Source organism: Citrobacter sp. S55_ASV_140 (assembly GCF_018919505.1).
GTDB lineage: Bacteria > Pseudomonadota > Gammaproteobacteria > Enterobacterales > Enterobacteriaceae > Citrobacter > Citrobacter werkmanii.
Genome location: NZ_JAHLQZ010000143.1, coordinates 1 through 11,099, shown reverse-complemented (window position 1 = coordinate 11,099; position 11,099 = coordinate 1). Strand labels below are relative to the sequence as shown.

Sequence of the window (11,099 nt, the reverse complement as noted above, 5' to 3'; positions counted from 1 at the left end):
CATTAGCTTATGGCAAAAAATGGCCAGATCGATGACAGAATATAAATCCACAAGTACGCCAAAAAATCAGAACAACAAACAGGAAATAGAAGAAAAAATCAGCATCAAGCCACATTAAATATGGAAAAAATGTTAAAAATGGCGTTATGAAAAAAACGTGATATTAAAAAAACTAATGCGAAAAAAGGTGTGGAATTAGATTATTTCAAATGAGAGAAGCATCCCGGCGCGAGGGCCGGGAGAGGAAAATGTGACGGGTCTCAAACTCTTAAGATTGTCCTTACGGACGCTAGCGTAGCCACTCGGGAAGATCGTTCAGTCCCATCGCCTGACGGATGAGCTGCGGTTTTACACCCGGAAGGGTATCGGCCAGTTTCAGACCAATATCACGCAGCAGTTTTTTCGCCGGATTCTCGCCGGCAAACAGTTCACGGAAGCCCTGCATACCGGCCAGCATCATTGCTGCGCTGTGCTTACGGCTGCGCTCATAGCGACGCAAATAGAGATACTGGCCAATATCTTTGCCCTGACGTTGTAGCCGCTTAAGCTCATCGATAAGCTCTGCCGCATCCATAAAGCCGAGGTTAACCCCCTGACCCGCCAGCGGGTGGATGGTATGCGCCGCATCCCCCACCAGCGCCAGACGATGGGCGGCGAACTGACGAGCATAGCGTCCCGTTAGCGGAAACGTCTGCCGTTCGCTTTCAACGTTGCACAGGCCCAGACGGTTATCAAAAGCGATATTCAGCGCCTGATTAAACTCATCAACGCTTGCCTGCTGCATGCGTTCGGCTTCCTGCGGAGAAAGTGACCAGACGATAGAGCATAGATGCGGGTCACTGAGCGGCAGGAATGCCAGGATACCCTCGCCGTGAAACGCCTGGCGCGCAACCGCGCCGTGAGCTTCCTGCGTACGGATCGTCGCCACCAGCGCATGATGACGGTAATCCCAGAAGGTGAGCGGAATGTCTGCTTTATTACGCAGCCAGGAGTTAGCGCCATCCGCGCCGATCACCAGGCGAGCCGTCAGCATTGTGCCCTCTTTCAGAGTCAGAAATGCCTCGTTCTCACCCCAGGCTACCTGCTGTATTTCAGCGGGCGCCAGCAGCGTAATATCCGGCGAACGCTGCGCCTTTTGCCATAGCGCGTAATGAATCTCTGCGTTTTCGACGATGTGGCCCAAATGGCTGTAGCCCATGCTCTGGTCGTCAAATTCAATGCGCCCGAAGCTGTCTTTGTCCCAGACTTCCATACCGTGATAGCAGCACGCGCGACGGGCAGCGATATCTGACCAGACGCCCAAACGAGTAAGCAGTTTTTCACTGGCGGCATTGATTGCCGACACGCGGAGCTGAGGAGGTGCATCCACCGCCAACGGCTGCGGAACATGTTGTTCTAACACCGCAACGCGTAACCCGCTGCCCTGCAAGCCGCAGGCAACCGCCAGTCCCACCATGCCGCCACCGACAATTGCTACATCAACACTTTGCACTGTTTACTCCTGGAAACCGGAACAATCAAAACCGTAGGCCGGATAAGGCGTTTACGCCGCCATCCGGCCTACAGGCCATATTTATCGCGCAACCCAACCCAGGGTCCGCTCCGCCAGCGCATCGCGCGCGGGTGTGAATAACTCCATCGCCATCAGCCCGGCATTTCGCCCAACAACCAGCGGGGCCCAGCGGTTGGCAAACAGATACACCAGATTGTTGGTTACGCCAATTGTCGTTTCGCGATCGCGCTCACGACGTTGCTGATAGCGTGCCAGCACTGCGTAATCACCAATATCTTCCGCGCAGTTTTGCGCCTGAGTTAACGTCTCAGCCAGGCTCATTACGTCGCGCAGACCAAGGTTGAAACCTTGTCCGGCAATGGGATGTAGCGTCTGAGCGGCGTTCCCCACCAGCACGGTACGATGGGTAATCGCCTTCAGCGCAGTGGTTAATGACAGCGGATAAGCGCTGCGTTTACCGGCCTGGGTAATACGTCCCAGCCGCCAGCCAAACGCGGTTTGCAATTCACGGCAAAACCGTTCGTCGGACCAGGCCATGATCTCATCGCGCTGATCCAGCGGATGGCACCACACCAGCGAGCAGCGACCATCAGACATCGGGAGCATTGCCAGCGGGCCATACTGCGTGAAACGTTCAAACGCGCGCCCATCGTGGGGAACGGAGGTCGAGACATTGGCGATTACCGCCAGTTGTTCATAAGGCTGCTGCAGCCAGTCCACGCCGCAGGCGGTAGCCAGCGCGGAACGTGTACCGTCAGCGGCGACCACCACGCGACCGGTAATGGCCTCGCCATTTTCCAGTGTGACCTCAACATGGCCCTGCGTACGCGACACGCTGGCTACGCGATCGGGACAATGCAGCGTGACGCCCGGCGCTTTACGCAGTAGCGCAAACAGACGCAGCCCAACATCGTGGAGTTCCACCACCTGCCCCAGCGCCGGGAGACGATATTCCTGCGCATCCAGCGTAACAAATCCGGCATGACCGCGATCGCTGACGTGGACCGTTTTGATTGCCGTTGCGCAATCGGCAATCGCCTGCCACACGCCAATTCGCGCCAGCTGCTGACAGGTTCCTGCCGCCAGCGCAATCGCCCGGGCGTCAAACCCAGGATGACGGTCAGTTTCAGGTTCGCTCGCTTCTATCAGATGAACTGGCAGCGTCCCATGACTGAGCTGGGAAATGGCCAGCGCCAGCGTCGCGCCGACCATGCCGCCACCAACGATAATTACGCTCATTGCAGTCGCGCCGCAGCCATTAAGGCTTCAATATCATCCGCTTTCTTCACCACGCTGGCGGTCAGATTTTCATTACCGTCTTCGGTGATAAGGATGTCATCTTCTATACGAATGCCAATGCCCCGATAAGCAGCCGGTACATCGGCATCCGGCGCGATATATAACCCTGGTTCGACGGTCAGCACCATTCCTGGCTCAAGGATACGCGAACGATCCTGACCATAAACGCCAACATCGTGCACATCCAGCCCCAGCCAGTGGCTAAGGCCATGCATAAAGTATGGTCGGTGCGCATTCTCGGTAATTAACTGGTCGACGTCACCGTGCAATATGCCAAGCTTCACCAGACCGGTAATCATGATGCGCACAACTTCACCGGTGACGTCCTGAATGGAAGTTCCGGGGCGATACAGACGTAGGCTGGTCTCTAAGGATTCCAGCACGATATCGTAGATTTCACGCTGCGCGGGGGTAAATTTGCCATTAACCGGAAAAGTACGCGTAATGTCGCCCGCATAGCCTTTGTATTCACAGCCAGCGTCAATCAGCACCAGGTCGCCATCGCGCATTTCACTTTCATTTTCGGTGTAATGCAGGATACAGCCGTTTTCACCGCTTCCGACAATGGTGTTATAGGACGGATAACGCGCGCCGTGGCGGGTAAATTCGTGGTGAATCTCCCCCTCCAGTTGGTATTCAAACATCCCCGGACGGCATTTTTCCATCGCGCGGGTATGCGCCAGGGCGGTGATCTCTCCGGCACGGCGCATGATCGCAATCTCTTCTGGTGATTTGAACAGGCGCATTTCATGCACCATCGGACGCCAGTCGATGATCGCGCCAGGCGCGTGCAGATTTTGTCTGGAACCTTTGCGTAGTTTATCCAGCGCCGTGCAGACAATTTCGTCAGCCCAAGCGTACTCGCCCTGTGCGTGATACACCGCGTCCAGGCCATTGAGCAGCAAGTGCAGCTGTTGGTTGATTTCACTGAAGGCCAGCGCCCGGTCAACGCCGAGTTTTGCCGGCGCGGCATCCTGGCCCAGACGGCGGCCAAACCAGATCTCCGCCGTCAGATCGCGAACCCGGTTGAACAAAACGCTGTGGTTATGAGTATCATCACTTTTAATCAGCACCAGCACGGCTTCAGGCTCGTTAAAGCCGGTGAAATACCAGAAATCACTGTTCTGGCGGTACGGGTATTCACTGTCCGCGCTGCGCGTCGCTTCCGGCGCGGCAAAAATCAGCGCGGCGCTGCCGGGCTGCATTTGTGCCAGCAAAGCCTGACGACGACGCTGGAATTCTTGCTGAGATATCTCACTCATAACACTCTCCTTGGCGTTGTTGTATTTAGTGCAGAGTCGGTTTACGGACTTCCGGCGCAGTCGGCTGCTGACGCGTAAACGTGTCATGGCACAGCAAGGCGGCTACACGCACGTATTCGATGATCTCTTCGAGCGACATTTCCAGCTCTTCCTGATCTTCGTCTTCGTCATAGCCCAACTGGGCGATATTGCGCAGGTCGTCAATCGCTTCACCGGTTTCGCCGGTCACTTTGTCGAGCTTAGGCTGCGTGATGCCGAGGCCCAGCAGGAAGTGGTTTACCCAGCCAGCCAGCGCATCGGCGCGATCGAATACGCTGACGTCATCACCTTCAGGCAGAAAAAGCTGAAAAAGAAAGCCGTCGTCCTCAAGGGCATCACTGGTAGCAGAGTGCATTTTCAGCAGCGCCTGAGCCAGCTCGTGACCAAAGGCCAGACCTTCGTTCGTCAGGTCGTGCAACAGCGGCTGCCATGAGCTGTCGTTGTTACCGCCACAAATTATCCCGCTGATTAAGCCGTGCATTTCGGCCGGGGTTAATCCAGCCCCTTGTTGGTTCAAAAACTGGCTAACTTCGCTGTAGCCAGGCATTTCGTTCTGTATAGACATAAGCATTCGTCATCAAAGGGAGGAATATTCATGATATGCTACCACTTTGGACCCTGGTGGACCAGAAAAGGGCTTGTATCTTGATACCAGGGTAGCTATAGTGTCGCCCCTTCGCGGACCCAAGGTCTGGAGACGAAGGCAGCGCAGTCAATCAGCAGGAAGGTGGCATGTCTGCACAACCCGTCGATATCCAAATATTTGGCCGTTCACTGCGAGTGAATTGCCCGCCTGAACAAAGGGATGCGTTGAATCAGGCTGCGGACGATCTCAATCAGCGATTGCAAGATCTGAAAGTTCGCACTAGAGTCACAAATACTGAGCAGTTGGTTTTCATCGCCGCGTTGAACATCAGCTATGAATTAACTCAGGAAAAAGCGAAGACGCGTGAGTACGCGGCGAGCATGGAACAACGTATTCGGATGTTGCAACAGACCATCGAACAAGCGTTGCTTGATCAGGGTCGCATAACCGAAAAAACGGGCCAAAACTTTGAATAACACTTTTCGGTTTACTGTGGTAGAGTGACCGTGAAGACAAAATTTCTCTGAGATGTTTGCAAGCGGGCCAGTCCCCTGAGCCGATATTTCATACCACAAGAATGTGGCGCTCCATGGTTGGTGAGCATGCTCGGCCCGTCCGAGAAGCCTTAAAACTGTGACGACACATTCACCTTGAACCAAGGGTTCAAGGGTTACAGCCTGCGGCGGCATCTCGGAGATTCCCTTCTACCTGGCAACAGCCATGACACTACTTTCTGAACTCCCTTTATCCCGACAAGAAATACGCACACTGATTCGTCAGCGTCGCCGTGCGCTTACCAGCGATCAGCAACAACAATTTGGTCAGCAGGCCGCGACCAGAATGCTCAGTTTTCCCCCTGTTGTTCTTGCCCATACCGTAGCGGTGTTTCTCTCTTTCGATGGCGAACTCGACACCCAACCGCTGATCGAACAGCTGTGGCGAGCGGGTAAGCGCGTCTACCTTCCGGTTCTTCATCCCTTCAGCCCTGGCAACCTGCTGTTCCTGCACTATCATCCGCAGAGTGCGCTGGTGACCAACCGCTTAAAGATCCAGGAGCCGCGACTTGATGTCCGCGACGTATTGCCGCTGGCAAAGCTGGATGTACTGGTTACGCCGTTAGTCGCGTTTGATGAAGACGGGCAGCGCCTGGGCATGGGTGGCGGATTTTATGACCGTACGTTGCAAAACTGGCAGCAGCATAAGATCCAGCCCGTGGGCTACGCGCATGATTGCCAGTTAGTGGAAAAGCTGCCTGTCGAAGAGTGGGATATCCCACTGCCTGCGGTGGTAACGCCGTCCAAAATTTGGCAGTGGTAGCCGTTTTTTGCCGATTGACAGCGCCGTTTTTTTGACCTAAATTCCTCGGTGAAGGGTGAGGGAGGCGAACCTCCCCCCTGCGTACTCTCTGTTAATATGCTGGGCAAGCGATGATTAACAGGATCAGCAGCATGATGACGTATCTCATCATCGTCCCTTTCCTTTTTAGAGCCCCTTCTTCGGTAGGGGCTTTCCCATTTCAGCGCGATGCTGAGCCCCTATCGTAAATTTCTTTTAGTGCTGTACAACACGCAGCACTGCCTTTAGTTACCAATTGCGGCAAGGCTCGAAAACAGAATGTATGCGTTACAGAAAGAAATTTTGAGGCAGGGAAATCAGAGGAAAGATGGGCAGGTCATCGCCTGCCCATTTAGAGGAAATTAGTACAGCAGACGGGCGCGAATGGTTCCCGGAAGGGCTTTCATCGCCAGCAGCGCTTTTTCCGCCACATCTTCATCCGCTTCAATATCGATGACCACATAACCTACCTGCGCGGAAGTCTGCAGATACTGCGCGGCAATGTTGACGCCCTGCTCGGCAAAAATCTGGTTCAGCGCGGTCAGAACGCCAGGACGGTTTTCGTGAATGTGCATCAGACGACGACCACCGTGCAGCGGCAGCGAAACTTCCGGGAAGTTAACCGCAGACAGCGTGGAGCCGTTGTCGGAATACTTGATCAGTTTCCCCGCCACTTCCAGACCGATATTTTCCTGTGCTTCCAGCGTGGAACCACCAATATGCGGCGTCAGGATCACGTTGTCGAAATCACACAGCGGCGAAGTGAACGGATCGCTGTTCGTTGCCGGTTCGGTTGGGAACACGTCAATTGCCGCCCCTGCAAGATGTTTGGTCGCTAACGCGTCGCACAACGCAGGAATATCAACCACCGTACCGCGTGCGGCGTTAATCAGCAGCGCGCCCGGTTTCATCAGCGAAATCTCACGCGCGCCCATCAGGTTTTTGGTAGAGGCATTTTCCGGCACGTGCAGGCTCACCACGTCGCTCATATTGAGCAGATCGGAAAGATGCTGAACCTGCGTGGCGTTACCCAGCGGAAGTTTATTTTCAATATCATAGAAATAGACATGCATCCCCAGCGATTCCGCCAGAATGCCTAACTGAGTACCAATGTGCCCGTAGCCGATGATCCCCAGTTTTTTGCCACGCGCTTCAAAAGAGCCAGTAGCCAGTTTATTCCACACGCCGCGGTGCGCTTTGGCATTCGCTTCTGGTACGCCGCGTAGCAGTAGCAGCAGTTCGCCAATCACCAGTTCAGCAACGGAACGTGTGTTAGAGAATGGCGCGTTAAACACCGGGATCCCGCGCTTTGCCGCAGCGCTAAGATCAACCTGGTTGGTGCCGATGCAGAAGCAACCAATCGCGACCAGTTTTTCTGCGGCGGCAATTACATCTTCAGTCAGATGGGTACGGGATCGCAGGCCAATGAAGTGAGCATCACGGATGGACTCTTTCAGTTGTTCGGTGTCCAGAGCGCCTTTGTGAAACTCGATGTTGGTATAACCTGCTGCACGAAGGCTCTCGAGTGCTTTTTGGTGCACGCCTTCTACCAGCAGAAATTTAATCTTATCTTTCTCCAGTGATACCTTTGCCATTTCCCCGACCCTGTCTTTTTTGTCCAATCTGATGTGTTGTGTGTGGGATTTTCATCCGCCTCTTCAACATATCAAAAAATAATATTGCAGCAATATGAACGTTTGCGTCGTCATGCTGAGGAAATGTCATTCAGCGGGAAATGTCAGAGGAAAATACTGGCGATAACTTTTTCTTTGGAGAGATCGGCAGGGCAATATTGTAAACGTGACACAAGTCACCAAATTTGCCCTGCCAAAATTTTTTTAACGGGAGAAGACGCTCCCATCAGATCATTTTACGATAGTTTTCACGCCGTCTGGGGTACCGATCAGCGCGACATCCGCACCACGGTTAGCGAACAAACCTACGGTTACCACGCCCGGAATCGCATTAATGGCGTTTTCCAGTGCGATAGCGTCGAGGATTTCCAGACCATGCACGTCAAGGATCACGTTACCATTGTCAGTTACCACGCCCTGACGGTATTCAGGGCGACCGCCCAGCTTCACCAACTGGCGAGCCACTGCGCTACGCGCCATTGGGATAACTTCTACCGGCAACGGGAAGTTACCGAGAATATCGACTTCTTTGGACGCGTCAGCGATGCAGATAAATTTCTTCGCCACGGAAGCAATGATTTTTTCACGGGTCAACGCTGCGCCACCGCCTTTAATCATCTGCATATGGCCGTTGATTTCATCTGCGCCGTCAACGTAGACGCCGAGGCTGTCCACTTCGTTAAGATCGAACACGTGGATGCCAAGGCTTTTGAGTTTTTCGGTCGAGGCGTCAGAACTGGACACCGCGCCTTCAATCTGACCTTTCATTGTGCCCAGCGCATCAATAAAGTGTGCGGCTGTTGAACCTGTACCTACGCCCACAATGGTACCGGGCTGTACATACTGAAGTGCCGCCCATCCTACTGCTTTTTTCAGTTCATCCTGCGTCATGATCGTTTCGCCTGTGGTGTGAATATGGTGGGAAAATTCACGCGCATTATAGAACATTGTGCAGAAAAATGTCCCCACACCCGCTCCCGGGTGGCTGATTTCGTCTTTACCCAACCCAAATTTGTGTCATAGTGCAGAACAAGCAAAAATTTCAGGAGTGCGCCAAAGCAATGAAACGTCCGGACTACAGAACACTACAAGCACTGGATGCGGTTATTCGTGAACGAGGATTTGAGCGCGCGGCGCAAAAGCTGTGCATCACGCAATCCGCCGTTTCACAGCGCATAAAACAGCTTGAGAATATGTTCGGACAGCCGCTGCTGGTGCGTACCGTACCGCCTCGCCCGACTGAACAAGGGCAGAAACTCCTGGCGCTTTTACGCCAGGTTGAACTGCTGGAAGATGAGTGGCTGGGTGATGAGCAAACTGGCTCCACGCCGCTGCTGCTTTCGCTGGCGGTGAACGCCGACAGTCTGGCAACCTGGTTGCTTCCGGCGCTGGCCCCGGTACTGGCTAATTCACCAATTCGCCTGAACCTGCAGGTTGAGGATGAAACGCGAACGCAGGAACGTCTGCGCCGTGGTGAAGTGGTCGGTGCGGTGAGTATTCAACATCAGGCGCTGCCAAGCTGTCTGGTGGATAAACTTGGCGCGCTGGATTACCTGTTTGTGGGTTCAAAAGCGTTCGCCGAGCGCTATTTCCCGAACGGCGTCACTCGCTCTGCCCTGCTGAAAGCCCCGGCGGTCGCGTTTGACCATCTTGATGATATGCATCAGGCGTTCCTGCAACAAAACTTCGATCTGCCGCCAGGCAGCGTGCCTTGCCATATCGTTAACTCATCAGAAGCCTTCGTCCAGTTGGCCCGTCAGGGCACGACCTGCTGCATGATCCCGCACTTACAGATAGAAAAAGAGCTGGAAAGCGGTGAGCTCATCGACTTGACGCCGGGCCTGTTCCAGCGTCGGATGTTGTACTGGCACCGTTTTGCGCCGGAAAGCCGCATGATGCGCAACGTTACCGACGCGCTGCTGGCTTACGGTCACAACGTACTGCGTCAGGATTAAACTGTTTGTAGCCTCTGAGTGCCGGATGGCGGCGTAACGCCTTATCCGGCCTACCCCCTCTTACCGCTTTTTCATGTTATTCCCGCCACGTCTTTGAAATACATCACAAAATAAAACATACCACGCGGCAAAAAACGACGCCCTGTTGGCTATTTTTTGCTGGCGACAAGCCAAATGAAAAAGCTCACCGTATCTCGTAAAGATTCAACTTATTGCGTAATACGGAGCAAAAAATGGCTAACGTGCAAGAGTGGCAAACACTTGCCAATAAAGAACTCAGTCGACGGGAAAAAACCGTTGAGTCGCTGGAAAGACAGACGGCGGAAGGGATTGTCATCAAGCCGCTGTACACCGAGGCTGACCTCGATAATCTGGAAGTCACGGGCACCCTGCCCGGCCTGCCGCCTTACGTGCGCGGCCCACGCGCCACCATGTATACCGCGCAGCCGTGGACCATCCGCCAGTATGCCGGTTTCTCTACCGCCAAAGAATCCAACGCCTTTTACCGTCGCAACCTCGCCGCCGGACAAAAAGGACTTTCCGTTGCCTTTGACCTTGCCACCCACCGCGGCTATGACTCTGACAACCCGCGCGTGGCGGGCGATGTCGGCAAAGCGGGCGTGGCGATCGATACCGTCGAAGATATGAAGGTGCTGTTTGATCAGATCCCGCTGGATAAGATGTCGGTGTCGATGACGATGAACGGCGCGGTGCTGCCGGTCCTGGCGTTTTATATCGTCGCGGCTGAGGAGCAAGGCGTAACGCCGGAACAGCTCACCGGGACCATTCAGAACGATATTCTGAAAGAGTATCTGTGCCGCAACACCTACATCTATCCACCAAAACCTTCAATGCGCATCATCGCCGACATCATCGCCTGGTGCTCCGCCAATATGCCGCGCTATAACACCATCAGTATCAGCGGTTATCACATGGGGGAAGCCGGAGCGAACTGCGTCCAGCAGGTAGCGTTTACGCTGGCTGACGGCATTGAGTACATCAAAGCCGCACTGTCTGCCGGGCTGAAAATTGATGACTTCGCCCCGCGTCTGTCATTCTTCTTCGGTATCGGCATGGATCTGTTTATGAACGTCGCCATGCTGCGCGCGGCTCGCTATTTGTGGAGTGAAGCCGTCAGCGGTTTTGGCGCAACCAACCCGAAATCTCTCGCTCTGCGTACCCACTGCCAGACCTCCGGCTGGAGTCTGACCGAACAGGATCCCTACAACAACGTGATCCGCACAACCATTGAAGCACTCGGCGCCACGCTTGGCGGTACCCAGTCGCTGCACACCAACGCCTTTGATGAAGCGCTCGGTCTGCCCACCGATTTCTCTGCTCGCATCGCGCGTAATACACAGATCATTATTCAGGAGGAGTCAGAGATCTGCCGCACCGTCGATCCGCTGGCCGGATCGTACTACGTCGAATCATTGACCGATCAAATCGTGAAGCAGGCGCGCACGATCATTAAAC

Annotated in this window: 10 protein-coding genes and 1 other RNA gene; 5 read left to right on the top strand and 6 right to left on the bottom strand. The window is 54.3% G+C overall.

Annotation, left to right across the window (positions count from 1 at the left end; all coding sequences use genetic code 11):
• Positions 1–289 precede the first annotated feature (289 nt).
• The 4 genes from ubiI to KQJ18_RS17625 form a co-directional block, all read right to left on the bottom strand.
• Entirely contained in the window at positions 290–1,492 is a 1,203-nt protein-coding gene (ubiI, locus tag KQJ18_RS17640) for an FAD-dependent 2-octaprenylphenol hydroxylase (protein WP_204527632.1), read from the bottom strand.
• Positions 1,493–1,573: 81 nt separating this feature from the next.
• Positions 1,574–2,752: a 2-octaprenyl-6-methoxyphenyl hydroxylase gene (gene ubiH, locus KQJ18_RS17635; RefSeq protein WP_204525402.1), complete on the bottom strand. Its 1,179-nt coding sequence runs from the start codon at positions 2,750–2,752 to the stop codon at positions 1,574–1,576.
• A complete protein-coding gene (gene pepP, locus KQJ18_RS17630) occupies positions 2,749–4,074 on the bottom strand; it encodes a Xaa-Pro aminopeptidase (RefSeq protein ID WP_038633515.1) in 1,326 nt (441 codons plus the stop codon). The genes ubiH and pepP overlap by 4 nt, the downstream gene beginning before the upstream one ends.
• Before the next feature lie 25 nt (positions 4,075–4,099).
• Positions 4,100–4,678 (bottom strand): YecA family protein, encoded by a 579-nt coding sequence (locus tag KQJ18_RS17625; protein ID WP_216422391.1) that lies wholly within the window; start codon positions 4,676–4,678, stop codon positions 4,100–4,102.
• A gap of 167 nt (positions 4,679–4,845) precedes the next feature.
• On the opposite strand from KQJ18_RS17625, the gene zapA reads away from it, so the two are divergent.
• The 3 genes from zapA (at position 4,846) to KQJ18_RS17610 (ending at position 6,016) form a co-directional block, all read left to right on the top strand.
• Positions 4,846–5,175 (top strand): cell division protein ZapA, encoded by a 330-nt coding sequence (gene zapA, locus KQJ18_RS17620; RefSeq protein ID WP_003026980.1) that lies wholly within the window; start codon positions 4,846–4,848, stop codon positions 5,173–5,175.
• Positions 5,176–5,216: 41 nt separating this feature from the next.
• Positions 5,217–5,400: non-coding RNA, 6S RNA (gene ssrS, locus KQJ18_RS17615), on the top strand.
• 19 nt (positions 5,401–5,419) lie between these two features.
• Positions 5,420–6,016 carry a 5-formyltetrahydrofolate cyclo-ligase gene (locus tag KQJ18_RS17610; RefSeq protein WP_038633522.1) on the top strand — a complete coding sequence of 199 codons (597 nt, stop codon included), beginning with the start codon at positions 5,420–5,422 and terminating at the stop codon, positions 6,014–6,016.
• A gap of 380 nt (positions 6,017–6,396) precedes the next feature.
• Here KQJ18_RS17610 and serA read toward each other — a convergent pair whose 3' ends face one another.
• Together serA and rpiA are read right to left on the bottom strand one after the other, a co-directional pair.
• Positions 6,397–7,629, bottom strand: a complete 1,233-nt coding sequence (gene serA, locus KQJ18_RS17605; protein WP_006686878.1) for a phosphoglycerate dehydrogenase — start codon at positions 7,627–7,629, stop codon at positions 6,397–6,399.
• A 270-nt stretch (positions 7,630–7,899) separates the two neighbouring features.
• The gene (gene rpiA, locus KQJ18_RS17600; RefSeq protein WP_016154364.1) at positions 7,900–8,559 is read right to left on the bottom strand and encodes a ribose-5-phosphate isomerase RpiA; all 660 of its coding nucleotides are present in this window, start codon (positions 8,557–8,559) and stop codon (positions 7,900–7,902) included.
• A 170-nt stretch (positions 8,560–8,729) separates the two neighbouring features.
• Between rpiA and argP the strand changes: the two genes are divergently transcribed.
• Together argP and KQJ18_RS17590 are read left to right on the top strand one after the other, a co-directional pair.
• On the top strand, positions 8,730–9,623 hold the full coding sequence (gene argP, locus KQJ18_RS17595) for a DNA-binding transcriptional regulator ArgP (RefSeq protein ID WP_032940465.1): 894 nt from the start codon (positions 8,730–8,732) through the stop codon (positions 9,621–9,623).
• A gap of 233 nt (positions 9,624–9,856) precedes the next feature.
• Positions 9,857–11,099, top strand: a 1,243-nt coding sequence (locus KQJ18_RS17590; protein ID WP_253297513.1) for a methylmalonyl-CoA mutase family protein, incomplete at its 3' end; no start/stop codon positions are given.

Bases quoted from the DNA above. Each gene is read 5' to 3' on its own strand.
- rpiA (WP_016154364.1), bottom strand. From the start codon at position 8,559: ATGACGCAGGATGAACTGAAAAAAGCAGTAGGATGGGCGGCACTTCAG.
- KQJ18_RS17625 (WP_216422391.1), bottom strand. From the start codon at position 4,678: ATGTCTATACAGAACGAAATGCCTGGCTACAGCGAAGTTAGCCAGTTT.
- argP (WP_032940465.1), top strand. From the start codon at position 8,730: ATGAAACGTCCGGACTACAGAACACTACAAGCACTGGATGCGGTTATT.
- ubiH (WP_204525402.1), bottom strand. From the start codon at position 2,752: ATGAGCGTAATTATCGTTGGTGGCGGCATGGTCGGCGCGACGCTGGCG.
- zapA (WP_003026980.1), top strand. From the start codon at position 4,846: ATGTCTGCACAACCCGTCGATATCCAAATATTTGGCCGTTCACTGCGA.
- serA (WP_006686878.1), bottom strand. From the start codon at position 7,629: ATGGCAAAGGTATCACTGGAGAAAGATAAGATTAAATTTCTGCTGGTA.
- pepP (WP_038633515.1), bottom strand. From the start codon at position 4,074: ATGAGTGAGATATCTCAGCAAGAATTCCAGCGTCGTCGTCAGGCTTTG.
- KQJ18_RS17610 (WP_038633522.1), top strand. From the start codon at position 5,420: ATGACACTACTTTCTGAACTCCCTTTATCCCGACAAGAAATACGCACA.